The sequence below is a fragment of the Paenibacillus sp. D51F genome (genome assembly GCF_053345695.1).
The window spans coordinates 48,142-68,218 of record NZ_JBKFAO010000001.1; the positions used below are offsets into that span (position 1 = coordinate 48,142).

At 59.2% G+C, this 20,077-nt stretch carries 19 protein-coding genes; all 19 read right to left on the bottom strand.

What is annotated here, in order from left to right; genetic code table 11:
• Nucleotides 1-44: 44 nt before the first annotated feature.
• Nucleotides 45-269: a YlzJ-like family protein gene (locus ACLBWT_RS00210; RefSeq protein ID WP_447661121.1), complete on the bottom strand. Its 225-nt coding sequence runs from the start codon at nt 267-269 to the stop codon at nt 45-47.
• Nucleotides 266-1,075, bottom strand: a complete 810-nt coding sequence (locus tag ACLBWT_RS00215) for a ClpP family protease (protein WP_447661122.1) — start codon at nt 1,073-1,075, stop codon at nt 266-268. Before ACLBWT_RS00215 ends, ACLBWT_RS00210 begins: the two co-directional genes overlap by 4 nt.
• Nucleotides 1,076-1,318: 243 nt before the next feature.
• The gene (locus ACLBWT_RS00220) at nt 1,319-2,998 is read right to left on the bottom strand and encodes a ribonuclease J (RefSeq protein ID WP_447661123.1); all 1,680 of its coding nucleotides are present in this window, start codon (nt 2,996-2,998) and stop codon (nt 1,319-1,321) included.
• A gap of 344 nt (nt 2,999-3,342) precedes the next feature.
• Complete coding sequence (gene dapA, locus ACLBWT_RS00225; protein WP_447661654.1) at nt 3,343-4,212, bottom strand: 4-hydroxy-tetrahydrodipicolinate synthase; 870 nt, start codon at nt 4,210-4,212, stop codon at nt 3,343-3,345.
• Between the two features lie 111 nt (nt 4,213-4,323).
• Nucleotides 4,324-5,541: an aspartate kinase gene (gene dapG, locus ACLBWT_RS00230; protein WP_447661124.1), complete on the bottom strand. Its 1,218-nt coding sequence runs from the start codon at nt 5,539-5,541 to the stop codon at nt 4,324-4,326.
• A 313-nt stretch (nt 5,542-5,854) separates the two neighbouring features.
• Nucleotides 5,855-6,442, bottom strand: coding sequence for a dipicolinate synthase subunit B (locus ACLBWT_RS00235; protein ID WP_447661655.1), 588 nt, complete (start codon nt 6,440-6,442; stop codon nt 5,855-5,857).
• Nucleotides 6,442-7,338 carry a dipicolinate synthase subunit DpsA gene (gene dpsA, locus ACLBWT_RS00240; RefSeq protein WP_447661125.1) on the bottom strand — a complete coding sequence of 299 codons (897 nt, stop codon included), beginning with the start codon at nt 7,336-7,338 and terminating at the stop codon, nt 6,442-6,444. The genes ACLBWT_RS00235 and dpsA overlap by 1 nt, the downstream gene beginning before the upstream one ends.
• 346 nt (nt 7,339-7,684) lie before the next feature.
• The gene (gene dut / locus ACLBWT_RS00245; RefSeq protein ID WP_447661126.1) at nt 7,685-8,128 is read right to left on the bottom strand and encodes a dUTP diphosphatase; all 444 of its coding nucleotides are present in this window, start codon (nt 8,126-8,128) and stop codon (nt 7,685-7,687) included.
• Nucleotides 8,109-9,374: a M16 family metallopeptidase gene (locus ACLBWT_RS00250; RefSeq protein WP_447661127.1), complete on the bottom strand. Its 1,266-nt coding sequence runs from the start codon at nt 9,372-9,374 to the stop codon at nt 8,109-8,111. Before ACLBWT_RS00250 ends, dut begins: the two co-directional genes overlap by 20 nt.
• A gap of 39 nt (nt 9,375-9,413) precedes the next feature.
• On the bottom strand, nt 9,414-10,397 hold the full coding sequence (locus tag ACLBWT_RS00255; RefSeq protein WP_447661128.1) for a polysaccharide deacetylase family protein: 984 nt from the start codon (nt 10,395-10,397) through the stop codon (nt 9,414-9,416).
• 191 nt (nt 10,398-10,588) lie between these two features.
• Nucleotides 10,589-12,688, bottom strand: a complete 2,100-nt coding sequence (pnp, locus tag ACLBWT_RS00260) for a polyribonucleotide nucleotidyltransferase (RefSeq protein ID WP_447661129.1) — start codon at nt 12,686-12,688, stop codon at nt 10,589-10,591.
• Nucleotides 12,689-12,886: 198 nt separating this feature from the next.
• Nucleotides 12,887-13,156, bottom strand: a complete 270-nt coding sequence (gene rpsO / locus ACLBWT_RS00265; RefSeq protein ID WP_021878678.1) for a 30S ribosomal protein S15 — start codon at nt 13,154-13,156, stop codon at nt 12,887-12,889.
• 190 nt (nt 13,157-13,346) lie between these two features.
• Entirely contained in the window at nt 13,347-14,318 is a 972-nt protein-coding gene (locus ACLBWT_RS00270; protein WP_447661130.1) for a bifunctional riboflavin kinase/FAD synthetase, read from the bottom strand.
• An 81-nt stretch (nt 14,319-14,399) separates the two neighbouring features.
• Nucleotides 14,400-15,317, bottom strand: coding sequence for a tRNA pseudouridine(55) synthase TruB (gene truB / locus ACLBWT_RS00275; protein ID WP_447661131.1), 918 nt, complete (start codon nt 15,315-15,317; stop codon nt 14,400-14,402).
• Entirely contained in the window at nt 15,317-16,303 is a 987-nt protein-coding gene (locus ACLBWT_RS00280) for a DHH family phosphoesterase (protein ID WP_447661132.1), read from the bottom strand. The genes truB and ACLBWT_RS00280 overlap by 1 nt, the downstream gene beginning before the upstream one ends.
• A complete protein-coding gene (gene rbfA, locus ACLBWT_RS00285) occupies nt 16,300-16,656 on the bottom strand; it encodes a 30S ribosome-binding factor RbfA (RefSeq protein WP_447661133.1) in 357 nt (118 codons plus the stop codon). Before rbfA ends, ACLBWT_RS00280 begins: the two co-directional genes overlap by 4 nt.
• A gap of 14 nt (nt 16,657-16,670) precedes the next feature.
• Nucleotides 16,671-19,448, bottom strand: a complete 2,778-nt coding sequence (gene infB / locus ACLBWT_RS00290) for a translation initiation factor IF-2 (RefSeq protein WP_447661134.1) — start codon at nt 19,446-19,448, stop codon at nt 16,671-16,673.
• Complete coding sequence (locus ACLBWT_RS00295; protein WP_021879640.1) at nt 19,441-19,767, bottom strand: YlxQ family RNA-binding protein; 327 nt, start codon at nt 19,765-19,767, stop codon at nt 19,441-19,443. The genes infB and ACLBWT_RS00295 overlap by 8 nt, the downstream gene beginning before the upstream one ends.
• A complete protein-coding gene (gene rnpM, locus ACLBWT_RS00300) occupies nt 19,757-20,074 on the bottom strand; it encodes an RNase P modulator RnpM (RefSeq protein ID WP_076355374.1) in 318 nt (105 codons plus the stop codon). Before rnpM ends, ACLBWT_RS00295 begins: the two co-directional genes overlap by 11 nt.
• Nucleotides 20,075-20,077 lie beyond the last annotated feature (3 nt).

The window sequence follows — 20,077 nt, forward strand, 5'->3', positions numbered from 1 at the left end:
TGATATCGACAGGCAATTGTTCTCTATAGAAATGGAAGCCTTTCTTATTTGCTCCCGGAGCCGTAATGAATCAGAGTGCCTGGACTGTAACCCGGATCCAGATAACGTTCCAGATCCGCCTGAACGATCCGGATCAGCTTTCCTGCGCCCGGAGCGATCGGCTCGACTTGCAGCAGCATGCCTTCATGCTGGATTTCAAGCGATGGAGCCCGCTCCTCCTGCATACCTTCCAGCACTTGCTCCAGCGGCATGATCGTATACAAGGTCATTGGGGCAATCCTCCCCCTGCTCCGATATCCGCTGCTCGGGAAGCTTCCATGATGGCGCTGTCTGCCGCCGCGATCGGCAACGGAATTGCCGCAGCCGGTTTCGCTTCTTGAATCAAGCGGTTCAGCTCTCGCAGAGCTTGCCCAAGACCTCCGACTTCGTCGATCAGGCCATGCTTGACGGCATCTTCTCCGATAACGGTCGTGCCGATGTCGCGAGTCAATTCGCCTGTCTTGAACATCAGCTGCTTGAACGTCTCCTCCTTCACCTTGGAATGGGAAGTGACGAAGCGGACGACCCGCTCCTGCATTTTTTCCAAATACTCGAACGTTTGCGGAACGCCGATGACGAGCCCGTTCATCCGGATGGGATGAATCGTCATCGTAGCCGTCTCCGCGATGAAGCTGCGGTTGCCGGCGACCGCGATCGGAACGCCGATGGAATGCCCGCCGCCAAGCACGAGCGTAACCGACGGCTTGCTGAGGGAACTGATCATTTCCGCGATGGCCAGTCCCGCTTCGACGTCGCCGCCGACGGTATTGAGGACGATGAGGATTCCCTCGATTTTGTTGCTTTGCTCAGCGGCCACGAGCTGAGGAATCAGATGCTCGTATTTCGTCGTTTTGTTCTGGGGGGGCAGAACCATATGCCCCTCGACCTGGCCGATGATCGTCATGCAGAATATGTTGGATGGATCGGCGGCAGGAACAGACATCTGCCCCAGCTGCTGGATCGCCTCCAGCTTGGCTTTGTCCGCCGCGCTCGGCTCCGCCTGCTCCGAGGCGACCGCTTCCTGATACTCGTTCAACTTAACCCCTCCTGATTGCCGGAATAGCTGCCATCGTAGTATGGGGTGCAGCCCTTTATCCCATTCAACTTAAGGGAAATACGGATATTCAGCCGACTTCAAGCGGGACTAAGAAGAGGACTCGGGAAGGATTACGGAAAGGGGGTGCGGAGAGATTGCAGTTAGAGTTGCGGAAAAACAGACAGCACTGTGGACAAAAGAAAAAACCTGCCTCCGTTATCGGAGGCAGGTTCATGAGTTGGATCAGACTTCCATGATGATCGGAAGGATCATCGGACGACGGCGCGTCTGCTCGTAGAGGAAACGACCAAGAGCATCCTTGACGTTCGTCTTGAGCGAGGCCCATTCGTTGACCTTGTCGTTCATCAGCTTGTTGAGGGTCGTCGTTACGATCCGGTTCGCCTCGTCCAGCAATCCTTCGGATTCACGGACGTAGACGAAACCGCGGGAAATGATGTCCGGGCCAGCCTTGATCGTGCCGTCCTGCTTGCTCAGCGTGACGACGACAACGAGTATGCCGTCTTGGGACAGCAGCTTGCGGTCGCGCAGAACGATGTTGCCTACGTCGCCCACTCCCAGGCCGTCGATGAGCACGTTGCCGGACGGAACTTTGGAGCCCTTGCGGCCTTCGCCGTTCTGGAACTCGATCGTGTCGCCGATATCGATCAGGAAGATGTTGTCCGGTTCGACGCCGACAGCTTCGCCAAGCTTGGCGTGCTGGCGCAGCATCCGGTACTCGCCGTGGATCGGAATGAAGTACTTCGGCTTGATCAGGTTGAGCATCAGCTTCAGCTCTTCCTGGCTGCCGTGGCCGGATACGTGGACGCCGGATACCGAGCCCGGTCCATAGATGACGTTGGCGCCCAGACGGAACAGCTCGTCCACCGTGCGGCCTACATCCTTCTCGTTGCCCGGAATCGGAGTAGCCGCGATGATGACCGTGTCGCCCGGCAAGATGTCGATCTTGCGATGCGTCGAGCGCGCCATACGGGTCAGAGCCGACATCGGCTCGCCTTGGCTGCCTGTGCAGAGGACGACAACGCGGTCTGCAGCCATCTTGTTCACTTCTTCGGGCTCGATGATCATGCCTTCAGGCACGATCAGGTACCCGAGCTCAACGGCAATCGTGACGACATTGACCATGCTGCGGCCGACGATGGCGACCTTGCGCTTCGTAGCCATCGCGGCGTTGAACACCTGCTGGATCCGGTGCACGTTGGATGCGAAGGTAGCGACGACGACGCGCTGTTGGGACTTGCGGAAAATTTCCGTCAGCTCCACGCCGACGTTGCTCTCCGAAGGCGTCATGCCCGGACGCTCAGCGTTCGTGCTGTCCGACAGCAGGGCAAGCACGCCGCGCTTGCCGATCTCGGCAATGCGCTGCAGGTCGGCGAACTGGTCGTTGACCGGCGTGAAGTCGAACTTGAAGTCGCCCGTATGGACGACAGTGCCTTCCGGCGTCTCGAGGCATACGCCGACCGAATCCGGAATGCTGTGGTTCGTCTTGAAGAACGTCGTGCGGATCTCGCCGAGCTCTAGCTCCGAGTCGGCATTGATGAGGATCCGCTTCGTCTCTCCGAGCAGGCCCGCTTCCTTCAGCTTGCTCTCGATCAGGCCGAGCGTCAGCTTCGTTCCATATACCGGAACGTTCAGATGGCGGAGCACGTACGGAAGGCCGCCGATGTGGTCTTCGTGTCCGTGGGTGATGACGATGCCGCGGACTTTGTCGCGGTTATCGGTCAGATACGTGATGTCCGGGATGACGATGTCGATTCCGAGCATGTCCTCTTCCGGGAACTTGAGGCCTGAGTCAACGACTACGATGTCATTGCCGTATTGGATGACATACATATTCTTGCCGATCTCGCCGACGCCGCCGAGGGCGAAGATGAGCAGCTTGTCCTGGGTATTCTTTTTTGACAAGGGATTTCTTACCTCCTATGTGATGTGAAGATAGAATGAGATCTATGGTTAAGAAAAAACTCTTCCATGAGATGCACGGACTCCACCCGCAATGCCGCCACGCGGCCGGGCTTGACTCGATATTCACTTTGCCGCACCATTCACTTAGGAATATTATACATGATGCAAAAGATGGAACACAAGCCGATTGGAAATTCCAGCCGCAATAATTGTCTATGCCGCAAAATCTTCGTCCAGAGCTGAGAGCGCAAGCTCACATGAGAAGGGAGACATGGATGCGCCCGATCAATCGGACAAAAAAAACCGATGCGCATCTACGCGCATCGGTTGCAGAGAATGTTCTTCTAAAGGCCGAGCAGCTGGACCAAGGCGGAAGTTTCGGCTTCGTCCGCTTCAACTAGCGGCAGCCGGACGCCGCCGACAGGCAGTCCCTTCAGCTCCAGCGCCTTCTTCACGAGAACGGGATTCGGGGCCTTGAACAATCCGTTGAAAACGGGAAGCAGCTTCCGGTGCGACGCGGCAGCTTCGGCCGTCCGGCCGGCCAAATAAGCTTCGATCATCGCCTTCATCTCGGATCCGACGATATGGCTGGCCACGCTGACGACTCCGTAGGCGCCGACCGCCATCGCCGGCAGCGTAGCGCTGTCATCGCCCGTATAGACACGGAATTCGGCAGGAGCTCCGGATATGATCTCCGATACATGATCCAGCGAATGGCATTCCTTGGTCGCGACGATATTGGCCGCATCGCGAGCGAGCCTGACCGTCGTCCGCGCATCCATGCTCGCCACGGTCCGACCCGGCACATTGTACAGCATGACCGGAAGCGAGGTCGCTTCGGCGATCGTCATGAAGTGGCGGTACATGCCCTCCTGGCTTGGCCGGTTGTAATAAGGAACGACCAGCAGAATGCCGTCCACTCCCGCTTGCTCGGCCAGCTTGGTCATGTGGACGGAATGGGCCGTATCATTGCTGCCGGTGCCGGCTATGATGCGGGCGCGGCCGGCCGCATGCTTGACGGCGAAGCGGAACAGCTCCAGCTTTTCCGCTTCGGCAAGCGTCGGAGACTCGCCCGTCGTGCCGCTGACGACGACGGAATCGCTTCCCTGCGCTTCGATAAGATGGTCGATGAGCAGCCCCGTCGTCTTCCAGTCGATGCTGCCGTCATTGTCGAACGGAGTTACCATTGCCGTAATCAATCTGCCATAATCCATCTCTGTTCCTCCCCTGTTCCAGCGGACAACCATGACGGCCAGACCCGCTGCATCTGTCTCGCTCTCATAAGCGGCCGGCAGGCGGATGCCGCCTGCCCGCATAATTCCATCCTATAAATGAAGCTCGAACTTCGCATGCAGGGCGCGCAAGGCGTTGCCCATATGCTCCTCCCGGACGAGCACCCAGATCGTCGTATTGGAATCCGCCGACTGGAGAATCGGTATGCCTTGCTCCGTCAGCGCCTCGACGATGCGCGCCATGACGCCGGGAACGCCGTTCATTCCGCCGCCGATGACGGATACTTTGGCGCAGCCGTTCACCGTCTCCGGCTCGAATCCGAGCTCTTGCAGAACTTGAACCGCCTTATCCGCGTCACGGTCGAATACCGTATAGAGAGCTCCCGCAGGCGTCACGTTGATGAAGTCGACGCTGATCCCGCTGCGGGCCATCGATTGGAACACCTGGAGCTGCATATCCGCTATGCCTTCAACCGTCCGGACGGATATCTGCGTGACGCCCTGGACATGCGCGATTCCCGTCACATGGCGGTCGCGCAGCGGCGATGCGACGCTCAGAGCAGTCGGCATATCCGTCACGAGCGTCCCCTCGTCATCCGAAAATGTAGAGCGGACACGGAGCGGTATTCTTGCCTGCTGGGCTATCTCGACCGCCCGGGGATGAATGACCTTGGCCCCTTGACGCGCCATATTGCATATCTCTGCATAGCCGACTACGGTAAGCGGCTTGGCGTCTTTTACAATTCTTGGATCCGCTGTAAGAATCCCGTTCACGTCGGTATAGATATCGACGATCTCGGCATTCAGCGCCGCCCCTAGCGCCGTAGCGGACGTATCGCTGCCTCCGCGGCCAAGCGTCGTCAGGTCACCCTGTCCGTTCTGTCCCTGGAAGCCTGTCACAATGACCACTTCTCCCCGGTCCAGATGACCGATAATGCGGTCGGTGCGGATCTCCTCGATGCGGGCTTCGCCGAACTGGCTGCCTGTCACCACTCCGGCTTGGCCCCCAGTCAAGGCGACGCAGGGAATTTCCCTGGATGCCAGAGCCGTGCTCAGAACGACTGCCGAGATGATTTCTCCGCAGCCCATGAGCAGATCGCGTTCGCGCGCCGGAATTTCTCCACCCTCTTCACTGGCAATAGACAGCAGCGTATCCGTCGCATACGGATCCCCGCTGCGCCCCATTGCCGATACGACTACGACAAGACGATGGCCTTCGCCCAGCTCGCGCTGGATATGACGGACGACCAGCTCCCTGGTCTGCTTGGTCGCCACCGAAGTACCGCCGAATTTTAAAACCCGTACCCCCATGGATGACATCCCTTCGCTGAAGCGGCTTCTTCATTGAGGCCGCTCCTCTCCCTGATAGCATGCAGCTGAAAGCCTTTATGGCTGAATCATAGAAAAGCCGCCAGCGGCAGCATGCTGCCGGCTGGCGTTCTCTTGTTCCGCGCCGCAGAGCGGCTGGAGGATTCCCGGACAGCTGTATTGAAAGCCGGTTCTCCGTAGCTGTCTTTGTTGAAACCGGCTCCTGTGTGGAGGAGCCGGCATGATGATGATTATTAACAACCTTATGCATTCGCCGCAGCCGCGATGTCTCAATCGGCCGGCAGAGGCGCCATGCCTATCTTCTCTCGATCAGGACGGGCTGCATCTGCTTGCCTTGCAAGGCATGCTCGCATGCCTCCATGGCAAGGTCCATCTGGGCGACGAGCGAATTCGGCTTGTTCACCGGATCATCCTGGCCGAACGGCACGAAGTAGATGCTCTTCGACGCCATCAGCTTCGCGATGTTCGCCATGTTCAGCCCAAGTCCGTCATTGGTCGAGATCCCGATGACGACCGGCCTGCCGTTGCGCATCTGCGCCTTGGCCGCCATCAGCACGGCGCTGTCGGTCAGAGCGTTCGCAAGCTTGCTCGTCGTATTGCCCGTGCATGGCGCGATCAGCAGCACGTCGATCAGCTTGGAAGGCCCGAGCGGCTCGGCCTGGACGATCGTCGAGATGATCTCTTTGCCGGTAATCTCATACAGCTTGGTCTTCCAATCCTGGGCTGTACCGAAGCGGGTATCCGTCGTCATCAGGCTCTGCGTGACGATCGGCACGACGTTGGCGCCGGCATCGACGAAGCGTTGAATCTGAGGCATGACCTCCGCGAACGTGCAGTGAGAGCCCGACAGGGCGTAACCGACCGTAAGTCCGTTCCAGTTCATCATTCATTCCCCCGCGCGCTGATGTCTTCCATAATCAGCTGAGTGACACAATCAGCTATGATTCGGCCGGCAGTCACAGGGGCAACGATTCCCGGCAATCCGGGAGCCAGAATCGCCTTCAGTCCGCGCTTCTCCGCAAAGCGGAAATCCGTACCGCCAGGCTTGGAAGCCAGGTCGATAATGACGGCGCGGGAGGGCATTCTAGCAATCGTTTGCGCTGTGACTATCATAGTTGGAATTGTGTTAAAAAGCAAGTCGATATTGGCTGCGTAATCGAGCAAATCCCTTGTGTAGAAAGGCTTTGCGCCCATTTCCTGCGCTCTTGCGAAATGCTCGGGACGATGCACTCCGGCAAGCACCCGGGCACCCAGGCCCTGAAGGGTACGGATAAGCGTAAGTCCCGTCCGCCCGAGGCCGAGCACCATGCACGAGGAGCCATGGATGGTGATGTCCGTATTCTCAATAGCCATTTTGACGGCGCCTTCCGCCGTCGGAATCGAATTCGATATCGCCACGTCGTCCCGCTCGAACAGCTCTACAAGCTCGATTCCGCGGCTGGCGCACAACGACTTCAAATAAGGCCTCGCCATGCCGGCATAGACCTTGCAATGGTTGGGGACACGCGCAAGCTGCGCACCCGTCAGGCGCAGTTCGGAATTGCTGAAAGCTGCGGGTATAATGCCGTTGTCGTCCGTCCCTACCGCAGGCAGAAGAATGGCGTCTGCCTTGTCGAACAGCTCGTCGCGGAGCTCATTGTCCACGGTTCCGTCCGGAAGGGTGCGGAGTCCGTCAAATCCGGACACCGTAACGGCTGCATCCAGTTCCGACAGCCTACGGATGACCTCTAGTTGCCTTGCGTCGCCGCCGATCAGCAGCACCTGAACGCCGGTCAGCATGCTGGCGTCACTTCCTCTCACCTTGATCGCCCTTAAGCGGCACATGGCCGGCTGCACCGGCCCATGCCGCTGCACTCACTCAAGCTTGGGAAAGGCTCCCCCGCCTCCGCCGCAGTCGCTCTCGTGCGTCTAGATCATGGTATGCCGCGGCCCATACGAGGGTTACTGCGGAATCGGGCTTTCCTTCCCGGTGCCCGGCCGCCATGCCGAGCGGACGTATGCGCAAGGACGCCTAGTCGGATTGCCCGTGAAAATGAAGTCCGACTCACACAAAAGGCTGTCCGGCTCCACCTCCATGGGTGGCGCCGGACAGCCTTGTAGTCATGAGAAATCTAGGACAACGGCTTCATACACCCGTATGTCCAAATCCCCCGGCCCCGCGAACCGTCTCGCTCAGCTCTTCGACCTCGGAGACGGATATGGCCGGAACGCTCTGGAATACCATCTGGGCGATCCGTTCTCCCCTGTTGATCGTGAATGGCTGCTGGCCCAGGTTGACCAGAAGCACCTTCACCTCTCCGCGGTAGTCGGCATCGATCGTTCCCGGGGAATTCAGGCAAGTAATGCCATGCTTGTACGCAAGCCCGCTGCGAGGACGGATCTGTGCTTCAAGCGATTCCGGCATCGCCATGGCGAAGCCGGTCGGAATAAGCGCGCGCTCTCCAGGCTGAAGCACGAAGGGATCCGCTACCGAGGCATGCAGGTCGAAGCCTGCCGCCGCTTCCGACATCCGCAGCGGCAGAGGCACATCCTCGTTGCCGGGAAGACGCTTAAACTGTACCGGATACAAATTGGTCCCTCCTCAGCTTGGCGGCGGGCCCTTCTTCGGAGCCGACCATCGCCACGGCGAACGGAACCTGCAGCATCGAGTCCGTTACGGCGCGGATGTCTTCCATTTTGACCGCTTCGATCCGCTCGATCATCTCGTCGAGCGTGTAGTGGCGGCCGAGCATCAGCTCGTTTTTGCCATTGCGGTTCATCCGGCTGCTCGTGCTTTCAAGGCTGAGGATCAGACTGCCCTTCAGCTGCTCCTTGCCCCTTGTCAGCTCCGCGTCGGTGAGTCCCTTGGCCGAGACGTCACCGAGCAGCTCCATCGTCAGGTCAAGCACATCCGCCGTCTGGCGCGGAGCCGTTCCGGCGTAGACGGTGAACAGTCCCGAATCGGCATAGGAGGTATGGTAGGAATAGACCGAATAGGCAAGTCCCCGCTTCTCGCGGATTTCCTGGAACAGCCGGGAGCTCATGCCGCCACCGAGAGCGTTGTTGAGCAGGATCATCGCGTACAGGTTGTCGTCGGAAATGGAGCAGCCCGGGAACGTGAGGCAGATATGGTTCTGCTCCGTTTTTTTCGGGTGGAACAAGTACTCTCCCTTGAACTCGGGAGCATCCAGGCTCCGTCCAAGCCCGCTGTCGGAGAAGCCGCCGAATTTGGCTTCCAGAAGCTCCAGCAGCCCCTTCTCCTCGATGTTGCCCGCGACGCTGATGACCGTGTTCTCCAGCGTATACTGCTCCTTCATATAACCGCGCAGGTCAGCCGGCCCCATGGAAGTCAGCCGCTCCTCGGAACCCAAGATCGAATAAGCGAGCGGATGGTCGCCGTAGGAAGCCCGGGAAGCCTCATCGTGGACCTTGTCGTCCGGCGTGTCCTCGTACATGGCGATCTCTTCAAAAATGACGTTCTTTTCCTTCGCCAATTCTTCCTCGTCGAATCTGGAGTTGAAGAACATATCCGAGAGAGCATCGACCGCAAGCGGCAGATGCTGGTCGAGCACCTTGGCGAAATAGCAAGTATATTCCTTCGCCGTGAAGGCATTCACATTGCCCCCGATGCCGTCGAACAGGTCGGCGATATCCTTGGCGCTGCGTGTATCCGTGCCTTTGAAGAGCATATGCTCGATGAAATGGGAGATACCGTTGTTGGACGGCGTTTCGCTGCGGGATCCCGTCTTGACCCAAATGCCGAACGATACGGAACGGCAGGTGGGAATCGGTTCCGCGACAACGCGCAGACCGTTGCTGAGTCTATATATATTCACCGGATCTCCTCCTTGAGTTTGATTATCATCATAACAAAATTAAGGTTTGGCCTCAACCGGAGCCTCGATCCGCTCCTCCGAGATCGTCTCGCTGACGGGCACAAGCAGCAGTCCTTTGCGTTTTGCCGCCTTGATCATGCCTTCGAGCGCATCTCTCGAGCTTGCGGTCGGATGCATCAGAATGAGCGATCCCGGCCCGATGCCGCGTGCGATCTTGTCGACGACCGAGTCCGGCGAAGGCTTGCGCCAGTCCACCGTATCCAGCGTCCACATGACGGTCCTCAGTCCTTGCGCGCGCGCGGCTTTGACCGTCGAGGCGTTGTAGCTTCCCGATGGCGGGGCGAACAGCCGGTTGCTTGCGCCCAGCGTTTCCTTGAGCAGCTGCTCGGTGCGCGTGATCTGCGACGTCTGCTGTTCCATTCCGAGCTTGCTCATATCGGGATGAGAGTAGGCATGATTGGAAATCTCATGGCCGGCCGCCTGGATTTTACGCGCTTCTTCCGGGTATTTCTTCAGCCAGGAGCCATCCAGGAAGAAGGTCGCCTTCACTCCGTACCGGTCGAGAGTCGCCAGCATCGGCTCCAAATATTCATTGCCCCACGCGACATTGATCATGAACGAGGCCGTCGGCTTCGAGGGATTGCCCCGATAGACCGGCTCCAGCGGAAAATCCTCCACGCTCACCTTCGGCTTGACCGCCTTGTACACATATTGAACAGGATCATCGGGACGAAGCTGCGCTTGCCGGTAGGTAGCCTCGATATCGACTTCGCGTCCGTCATAGCCCGGTATCGCCCGGAACCAACGGTCGACCTTCGCATCCACCGGCGGAATGTAACGCTTTTCCGCCTCCTGCTTGATTTCCGTCCGCAGCGCCTCTTCGTTGTCTGTCAGCAGCATGGCGGACCGGATTTCCCCGCTTTTGATAGCCTCAACGTACCCTCCGGCGCCGCCATAACTGACTGCAAGCAGGACGACGGCTGCGCCGAAGGCGGCGGACAAGCCCCATTGCCGCAGTTTCATCGCTACATCCCTCCACTCTTCTCCATGATTCCTATGAATAAGAGGGACAATTTATGCGGCTTGGACTCTGCGGGACCGGGGATGTTCCTTATAGCGAAAGAGCGCCTGGCTATGGCCGCGCAGGCAAATAAAAAAGAACCAGAGAATGTCTCTGGCTCTGAATTTTTGACGGGCTGGAATGGCGACCGGAATCAGGCTTGGGAAGGAGCTTCGGCGGTCAGCACCGCTTTGCGGGACAGATTGATGCGTCCCTGCTGGTCGATCTCCGTGACTTTGACGGTGATGACGTCGCCGATGTTGACGGCGTCTTCCGTCTTGGCTACCCTCTCCGTCGACAGCTGGGAAATGTGGACCAATCCGTCCTTGTTCGGGAGGATTTCCACGAACGCCCCGAATTTCTCGACGCGCTTGACCGTGCCGGTGTAGATCTCGCCGACGACGACTTCCTTGACGATGCCTTCGATGATGGCGCGGGCGCGCTTGTTCATCTCTTCGTTGGAAGAAGCGATGTAGACCATGCCGTCCTGCTCGATATCGATTTTGACTCCCGTCTCCTCGATGATCTTGTTGATGATCTTGCCGCCTGCGCCGATGACATCGCGGATCTTGTCCGGATTGATGCGCAGCGTCATGATCTTAGGCGCATATGCCGACAGGCTCGCACGCGGCTTGCTCATGGTGGCGTTCATCTTGTCCAGGATATGCAGGCGGCCTACGCGGGCTTGCTCCAGCGCTTGGGTCAGAATCGCGCGGTCGATGCCGTCGATCTTGATGTCCATCTGGATGGCCGTTACGCCTTCAGCGGTGCCGGCGACCTTGAAGTCCATGTCCCCGAGATGATCTTCCATGCCTTGAATGTCCGTCAGGATGGAGAAATGCTCTCCGTCCTTGATCAGCCCCATCGCCACGCCGGCTACCGGCGCCTTGATCGGTACGCCTGCGTCCATCATCGCCAGGGAGCTGGCGCAGATGCTCGCTTGCGAAGTGGAGCCGTTGGATTCCAGCACCTCGGATACGAGACGGATCGTGTACGGGAAGTCGGCTTCCGAAGGAAGAACCTTGGAAAGGGCGCGCTCGCCGAGGGCTCCGTGCCCGATCTCGCGGCGGCCAGGCGCGCGCAGAGGGCGTGCTTCGCCGACGCTGAACGGAGGGAAATTGTAATGATGCATGAAGCGCTTGGTCGTCTCCGGGCTGATGCCGTCCAGAATCTGGACATCGCCGAGCGCTCCCAGGGTGCAAACGCTGAGCGCCTGCGTCTGGCCGCGCGTGAACAGGCCTGTGCCGTGCGTGCGAGGCAGCACCGATACGTCGCAGTCGATCGGACGGATCTCGTCCAGTCCGCGTCCGTCCGGACGAACCTTGTCATGCGTAATGAGGCGGCGCACTTCTTCCTTGACGATGTCGTAGAGCGTTTCCTTCACGTCGCCCATGAGCTCCGGAGTTTCCGCATAGACTTCCTGGAAGTGGGCGACCGCTTCGCTGTTCGCAAGATCGATCGCTTCCTGGCGGGCATGCTTTTCCTCGATGCGGATCGCTTCGACCAGACGTGCCGAAGCGAATGCCCGGACAGCGTCATTGACTTCGGAATCGACGGCATGGAGAACAACCTCCATCTTTTCCTTGCCGCATTGAGCCGTCAGCTCTTCAATCGTAGCCACGATGTTCTTGATCTCGTCATGGCCGAACATGATCGCTTCGAGCATGACTTCCTCGGACAGCTCGTTGGCTTCTGCTTCCACCATCATGATGGCGTCTTTCGTGCCGGAAACAACGAGTTTGAGATCGCTGGCTTCTTCCTGCTCCACCGTCGGGTTGATGATGAACTTGCCGTCCACCCGGCCTACGATGACGCCTCCGATCGGTCCGTTGAACGGAACGTCGGAAATGCTCAGCGCAGCGCCTGTGCCGATCATTGCGGCTATCTCAGGCGGGCAATCCTGGTCCACGCTCATGACGAGGTTCAGCACCTGAACATCGTTGCGGAACCCTTCCGGGAATAGCGGACGGATCGGACGGTCGGTCAGGCGGCTCGAAAGGATAGCCTTCTCGCTCGGGCGTCCTTCGCGCTTGATGAAGCCTCCGGGAATCTTGCCCACGGCATAGAGGCGCTCCTCATAGTTGACCGTAAGCGGGAAGAAGTCCAGATCCTTCGGACCCGAAGAAGCGGTAACGGTACAGAGGACGACGGTATCGCCATATCGTACCGTAACGGCAGCATTGGCCTGCTTGGCCAGGCGGCCGCTTTCGAGGGTCAGCTGGCGACCCCCCAGTGTCATTTGAACCTGGTGCATGATATCCCTCCTAATCTAGAAAAATATTCGGCGCAGCCTCGGGTTATCCTGCCCGGCGCGGACGCCCGACCTTCTCCTGAAGCCTTGTCCGGATATGTAAAAATTGACTTGTCGAATTGATTATAAAAAGCAACCGGGCTGCAGCCCTTCCGGGAATCCCGGACAGCTGGACAACCAGGTTGCTTCTTCAACAGCTTCTTAGCGGCGAAGGCCGAGCTTCTCGATCAGAGCGCTGTAACGTCTAACATCCTTGTTTTTCAGGTATGCCAGCAGCTTGCGGCGCTGACCGACCATTTTCAGAAGGCCGCGGCGCGAGTGATGATCTTTCTTGTGCGTCCGCAGGTGATCCGTAAGGTTCACGATGTTCTGAGTAAGGATTGCGACCTGAACTTCAGGAGAGCCAGTGTCGCTTGCATGCGTCTTGTGCTCTTCGATGAGCTCTTGCTTGCGTTCTTGCGTAAGTGCCATCCTAGTTCACCTCCAATTACGTAATAGGTTGCTTGAGTAGCCGCCGTCAGCCTCGCCGCCGCCGGTGAGAGCGGACAGGCCAAGCCAAGGCCGGGATGACCGGAGCAACTCCGGACAACATTAGACAGTATAGCATCTACGGGAAACAAAGTAAACGCCTGCCGCTATGAAGCTTCTTCCGCAGCGCCGCTCAGTCCTGCAGCAATTCCCTGGCGCGAGCCTTGTCGCGGCCAAGCTGGGAGACGAGCTCGTCGATTCCGGAGAACTTCTGTTCCGTGCGCAGGAAATGAACGAAATCGATCTCCAGCCTGTATCCGTACAGATCCCCCTCGAAATCAAGCAGATGGGCTTCAAGAACGGGAACGATCTTGTCCTTGTTGAACGTCGGCTTCATCCCATGGTTCAGCACCGCATCATGGACAGAAGGCTCTCCTCCCACGGGTGAAGGAATCCTGACCTTGACCGCATAGACGCCAAGCCGGGGCAGGACGTAAGGACGGTCCGGACTCAGGTTGGCCGTGGGGAAGCCGAGCAGCCTCCCCCGAGCGTCGCCGTGAACGACGATGCCGCTGACCCGGTAAGGCCTGCCCAGCAGTTCGGCCGCGAGCTCGACGCGGCCTTCCTCCAACGCTTCCCGCACATAGGTGCTGCTGACCTTGAGACCGTCCCTCTGGGCGGCTGGAACGATGTCGACCGTGAAGCTTCCGCTTCCAAGCTCAGCCAGCATCTGCGGGGTTCCCGCTCCGCGGCTTCCGAACGTGAAGTCGAAGCCGACGACGGCATGGCTGACGCCGAGCGGGACCAGCACCTCCCTAGCGAACATTTCCGGGCTGATGGCCGCAAAAGCAGGGTCGAATTGCATGATGAAGACGGCATCCGCCCCTGCTTCCCGGAACAGCTCCAGCTTCGCGTCGAGCGGTGTGAGGCATTCGGCGAAACCGCTGCCGATGCCGAGCACTTCGCGGGGATGCGGGTGGAACGTCATCACCGCGGCGCGGGTTCCCGATTGGCGGGCCTCTGCGACGGCACGGTCGATCACATGGCGGTGCCCGAGATGGACGCCGTCAAAATGCCCGATAGCCAGACAGCACGGCGCCGGGGAAAACGCCGGTTCATTGCTGCCGTTGATCGGGTAGCTCAGTTCGTAAATCTCCACTTCCATTCACCCGCATTCCTTTTATTCTGGATGCCTGCAGCCCCGGTTCCAGACTAATCCCGGCGCTGCGGCCCGCATGGCGATCCGCTATTCCGAATCGGGCCGGGCGAACACCTTCACCGGCTTCACCATGCTTCCGTCTTCCGTAATTTCAAACAGGCCGGCAAAAGAGCCGTCCTGGCCATAAAGCCGGAATTGGCTTCCTTCCGCAGGACGTTCGTCCAGCCACTCGACCGGAATCCGGCGTCCTTGCAAAGCTTGGCGCATAGCGGGCGGCGCGGCGCTGGAGCGCGGCATGTGGGCAAGCGCCGCTTCCGCGGGAAGCAGGCGCTGCTCCAGCGTCCCCTGCTCCATCAACAGCTGGGCTTGTTCAAGGGTCAGGCAATCCTCTTCCGAAAAGCCCGCCGACAGCGTGCGCTTGAGCTCCGCCATGGCGGCGGGCACCCCGAGCTTGCTTCCGATATCCTCGCACAGCGTCCGAATGTACGTCCCCTTGGAACAGACGACCCGGAACCGCACAAGCGGATGCGGCCTGTCCAGATCCATCGACAGCACATCCAGAGAATGGATCGTCGCTTGACGGGGCTTGCGCTCCGCTGTCTTGCCTTCCCGCGCCAATTCATAGAGCCGCTTGCCGTCGACCTTCACGGCCGAATACATCGGCGGCAGCTGCATGATTTCGCCCAGGAAGGACATAAGGGCTTGCCTTATATCTTGCTCGCTCAATGCGACTGAATCCACTTGCTCCAGAATCTCGCCGGTCAAGTCAAGCGTATCCGTAGAAATACCAAGCTGCAGGACAGCCTCGTATGCCTTGGGCAGCTCCTGCATGTATTCAACCACGCGTGTCGCCTGGCCGACGCATAAAGGAAGCACGCCGGTCACCATAGGATCCAGCGTGCCTGCGTGGCCGATGCGTTTGGTCCGGAGCAGCCTGCGGCATTTGGCCACCACGTCGTGGGACGTCCAGCCTGCAGGCTTCCAGATTGCCAAAATTCCATCCATCAGTCTTTCAGTTCCTCCCTTATAACGGCTATCAGGGAGCTCATCGCTTCCTCTATCGGGCCGTCAAGGCGGCAGCCGGCCGCCCGGATATGGCCGCCTCCGCCGAAGCGGGAAGCGATCGCCGCCACATCAAGCGTGCCCCCGGAGCGCAGGCTTGCCTTGACGCCGCCGTCACGCAAGCCTTTGAACAGGATGCCTGCCTCCACGCCTTCGACATTGCGGGCATAATTGACAAGACCTTCCAGATCCTCTGGAGCTGCCCCTGTCTCCTGCATGTCTTCGGGCGTGATATGCATCGTGCAGACGCGGTCCCCAAAATGGAATTCCATCCGGTTCAGCCCGAGTCGAAGCAGCCTCAGCTGAGGCAGCGACATGCGCTCAAGAAGCCGATCGGCGATGGCATGACCGCCCGCTCCGGCTTCAAGCAGCTCCGATGCTGCCTGCATGACCCGAGTATCTGTATTGGAATAACGGAAGCCTCCCGTATCCGTGAGCAATCCGGTGTAGAGCATTTCCGCCGCCGGCTGCTCCAGAGGCATGCAAGCGGTCCGGATGAGCCCGTACAGAATCTGCGCCGTAGCCGCGGCGTCGGAAACGACGAGATTGACGGCTCCGTATCCATTATTAGTAGGATGATGATCGATGTTGAGCAGCTCGTACCCGTCTTCGAACCATTCCGCGATCCGTCCGATCCGTTTGAAATCGGCGCAGTCGACAGCGATGATCCGCTTGAACTTCCGTCCTTGATTTTCTCCGTAACGGAGAATTCCTTCCGAGCCTGCCATGAAGCGCAACCTGTCAGGGACAAGGTCTTCATTGGCCAAGACAGCCTTCTTGCCCAGCTTGCCCAGCAGCCAAGCCGCAGCAAGCGTGGAACTCACCGCATCCCCGTCAGGCTGAACATGGGAGACAACCAAGTAGTCGTCTCCCTCGTTCATGAACTGCAGAGCAGCTTCGTATAGATTATCCTGCCCCGCCCCGGTCATTGGCCTCCGTTGTCACGGTTGATGTCCGTGAGCAGGGATTCAATGCGGCTGCCGTACTCGATGCTGCTATCGAATTTGAAGAGCAGCTCCGGCGTATGGCGCAGACGGATTCGCTTGCCGAGCTCCGAACGGATGAATCCGGTGCCGCGCGCGAGCGCCTTCAATGTTTCTTCCTTTTGCTCGTCGCTTCCGAGCACGCTCAGGTACACTCTCGCCTGGGACATGTCGTTCGTGACTTCAACGCCGGTCACCGTGATGAAACCGATGCGGGGATCCTTGAGCTCAGCCTGGATGATCTGGCTGAGCTCCTTCTTGATCTGTTCCCCCACCCGGCCTACGCGGATCTTAGCCATGGTGAATCACCTCTTTAACGTTCTACCTTTTCCTGCACGAAGGCTTCGATAACGTCGCCCTCTTGAAGATCATTGAAGCGCTCGACTGTAATGCCGCATTCGTAGCCTTGAGCGACATCCTTCACATCATCCTTGAAGCGCTTGAGCGTGTCGATTTTGCCTTGGTATACGACGATGCCGCTGCGGACGATGCGGGCTTCCGCCGAACGGGAAATCTTGCCGTCGATGACCATGCAGCCTGCGATCGTGCCGACCTTGCTCACTTTGAACAGGTTGCGCACTTCGGCGTGGCCGATGACGACTTCCTTGAAGATCGGATCCAGCATGCCCTTCATGGCCTGCTCGATTTCTTCAATGACGTTGTAGATGATGTTGTGCAGACGGACGTCGACCTTCTCCTGCTCGGCCGCCACGGCGGCCTGAGTCTCAGGACGGACGTTGAAGCCGATGACGATGGCGTTGGAGGCCGATGCCAGCGTGATGTCGGATTCCGTAATCGCTCCGACGCCGTTGTGGATGCTCTTCACGCGGACGCCTTCCACTTCGATCTTCTCGAGCGAGCCGCGGAGGGCTTCCAGGGAACCTTGAACGTCGGCTTTGATGATGACGTTGAGGTCCTTGATCTCGCCTTCCGAGATGTGCTTGTAAAGATCTTCCAGCGTAACGCGGGAATTCGCTCCCATCTCCGACTGGCGCTGCTTGATCGAACGGCGTTCCGCGATGTCGCGGGCTTTGCGCTCGTCCTCGAACACCATGAACGGATCGCCGGCTTGCGGAACTTCCGTCAGGCCCGTGATCTCGACCGGAGTCGAAGGATCGGCTTCCTTGAGGCGGCGTCCCTTGTCGTTGATCATGGCGCGCACGCGTCCGAACGTATTGCCGGCTACGAATGCATCGCCGATCTTCAGCGTGCCGTGCTGCACGAGCACGCGGGCTACAGGGCCTTTGCCTTTGTCGAGCTCGGCCTCAAGCACGGTGCCGCGGGCGCGTTTGTTCGGGTTGGCCTTGTAGTCGTTGACCTCGGCCACGAGCAGGATCATTTCCAGCAGCTCTTCGAGATTGATGCGCTGCTTGGCTGAAATGTTGACGAAGATCGTGTCTCCGCCCCACTCTTCCGGAACGAGCTCGTATTTGGTCAGTTCCTGCTTGATCGTATCCGGATTGGCATCCGGCTTGTCGATCTTGTTGACCGCCACGATGATCGGCACCTTCGCCGCTTTGGCGTGGTTGATCGCTTCGACCGTCTGCGGCATGACGCCGTCATCGGCTGCCACGACGATGATCGTGATGTCCGTCACTTCGGCTCCGCGGGCGCGCATCATCGTGAACGCGGCGTGGCCCGGAGTATCGAGGAACGTAATTTTCTTATTGTTGATTTCGACCTGGTAAGCGCCGATATGCTGCGTGATGCCGCCTGCTTCGCCGCCGGTCACGTTCGTGGAGCGGATCGCGTCCAGAAGAGTCGTTTTGCCGTGGTCGACGTGGCCCATGATGGTCACGACCGGCGCGCGGGCGATGAGAGTCTCTTCCTCGTCCTTCTCTTCGACCGTCTCGAAATCGTCTTCCTCAACCGGAATCTTGATTTCGACTTCCTCGACTTTGAACTCGGATGCGACGAGCTGGATCGTCTCGATATCCAGTTCCTGATTGATCGTAGCCATGACGCCGAGGAAAATGAGCTTCTTGATGACTTCGGAAGCATCCTTGTGGAGCAGCTTGGCGAGGTCGCCGACTGTCATGCTGCCGCGGACGATGATTTTCTTCGGCGTATTGTCGATTTTCTCGCGCTGAGGCTGCTGGCCGCCGCGGCCGCCCTTGCCGCCTCTTCCACGGCTCTTGTAGCTGCCGCCGCGATCGTCGAAGCGTCCGCCCGTGCCTTGGCCTGGCTTGCCGCCGCCTCTGCGGTTGTTGTTGTTGCCGCCGGGACCGCCTGTGCGTCCGGCTCCGCCTGCGCTGCCGCCGCGGGAGAAGTCGCGTGTTCCGCCTGCGGGCTTATTGTCCGTGAATGTACGGGGAGCTGCAGCCGTGCTGCGGCTTTCGCCGCGCGGGCCGGTCGCTGCTGCTGCTTGCCCGGCGCCCTGCGGCCTGCTGCCGCCGTAACCGCCACCTTGACCCGGAGGCCGTCCTTGGCCGCCGCCCTGTCCTTGCGGACGTCCTTGGCCGCCGCCTTGGCCCGGAGGCCGTCCCTGGCCGCCGCCCTGTCCTTGCGGACGTCCTTGGCCGCCGCCTTGGCCTGGAGGCCGTCCCTGGCCGCCGCCCTGTCCTTGCGGACGTCCTTGGCCGCCGCCTTGACCTGGAGGCCGTCCCTGGCCGCCGCCCTGTCCTTGCGGACGTCCTTGGCCCGGTCCGCGCCCTTGGCCGCCGCCTTGTCCTTGAGAAGCCGGACGCTGCTGAGATCCAGCGGACGAGCCGCTGCCTTGGGTATTCGAAGTCGTATTCATAGTCACCTGTCGTTCCTGCTGATTTTGGTTTGTAGACTGCTCTTGACGTGGAATAGTATGCACTCCTTGTTGCTCCGGCCGCTTGTCTGCGGGGCGCTTGGAAGGGGCCGAGGCGGTTGCCTGCGGGTTTCCCTGCGCGCGCTTGGCTGCGGCGTTCGCTTTGATGTCGCGGAAGAATCCTTCCACTTTGTTGACCATGTCGTTTTCCATCACGCTCATGTGATTGTTGACCGGCGTGTCCAGACGCTTAAGAATCGTTATGATTTCCTTGCTGCTCATGTTAAGGGACTTCGCGTATTCATATACGCGCAGCTTCTCTTTGGTGTCTTTGCCATCCTGTGGTTTAGTCAATATACTCCACCTCCGTATTCTGGCTCAGTTGCCCCCGAATCATGTTCGCGAACCCGGAATCGGTTATGGCCACGATGACCCGCTCTTCCTTGCCAAGAGCCTGCCCGAGGCTGTCCCGGGTGAATGCTTCGGCCAACGGCACGCCGTAGGACGAGCATTTATCGCGATATTTCTTCTTCGTATTATCGGAAGCGTCGGCAGCGACTAGCACAAGCCGGGCTTTGCCTTGGCGTACGGCTTTGAGAACCGTCTCGTCGCCGGTTATGACTTTGCCGGCACGCATCGCCATGCCCAGGTTGGAAAGAGCTTTATTCGTCATCCTCATCCGCCTCCTGCTCTTTGGCGGCAAGGAACTGTTCTTCGACGGAGATGAATTCCCGCTCGAGCTGATCGTAAATCTCCGGCGGAACCGCCTGCTTGAGCGCGCGATCGAGAGCGCGGCTCTTCTTGGCGAGGCGGAAGCATTCCGCTGTCCCCCGCAAGTAGGCGCCTCTTCCGGATTTTTTGCCCGTCAGATCGATGACGATATCCCCTTCCGGAGTCCGGACGACCCGGATCAGCTCCTTCTTGGGCAGCATTTCCTGGCTTGCCACGCATTTGCGCATCGGTATCTTTCTAGGTTTCAAGCG

Coding starts and splice junctions, on each gene's coding strand:
- dapA (WP_447661654.1), bottom strand. CDS start 4,212: ATGGATTATGGCAGATTGATTACGGCAATGGTAACTCCGTTCGACAAT.
- dapG (WP_447661124.1), bottom strand. CDS start 5,541: ATGGGGGTACGGGTTTTAAAATTCGGCGGTACTTCGGTGGCGACCAAG.
- ACLBWT_RS00270 (WP_447661130.1), bottom strand. CDS start 14,318: ATGGAAGTGGAGATTTACGAACTGAGCTACCCGATCAACGGCAGCAAT.
- ACLBWT_RS00295 (WP_021879640.1), bottom strand. CDS start 19,767: ATGACGAATAAAGCTCTTTCCAACCTGGGCATGGCGATGCGTGCCGGC.
- truB (WP_447661131.1), bottom strand. CDS start 15,317: ATGGATGGAATTTTGGCAATCTGGAAGCCTGCAGGCTGGACGTCCCAC.
- ACLBWT_RS00210 (WP_447661121.1), bottom strand. CDS start 269: ATGACCTTGTATACGATCATGCCGCTGGAGCAAGTGCTGGAAGGTATG.
- pnp (WP_447661129.1), bottom strand. CDS start 12,688: ATGCACCAGGTTCAAATGACACTGGGGGGTCGCCAGCTGACCCTCGAA.
- rbfA (WP_447661133.1), bottom strand. CDS start 16,656: ATGGCTAAGATCCGCGTAGGCCGGGTGGGGGAACAGATCAAGAAGGAG.
- ACLBWT_RS00280 (WP_447661132.1), bottom strand. CDS start 16,303: ATGACCGGGGCGGGGCAGGATAATCTATACGAAGCTGCTCTGCAGTTC.
- ACLBWT_RS00235 (WP_447661655.1), bottom strand. CDS start 6,442: ATGAACTGGAACGGACTTACGGTCGGTTACGCCCTGTCGGGCTCTCAC.
- ACLBWT_RS00255 (WP_447661128.1), bottom strand. CDS start 10,397: ATGAAACTGCGGCAATGGGGCTTGTCCGCCGCCTTCGGCGCAGCCGTC.
- dpsA (WP_447661125.1), bottom strand. CDS start 7,338: ATGCTGACCGGCGTTCAGGTGCTGCTGATCGGCGGCGACGCAAGGCAA.
- rpsO (WP_021878678.1), bottom strand. CDS start 13,156: ATGGCACTTACGCAAGAACGCAAGCAAGAGCTCATCGAAGAGCACAAG.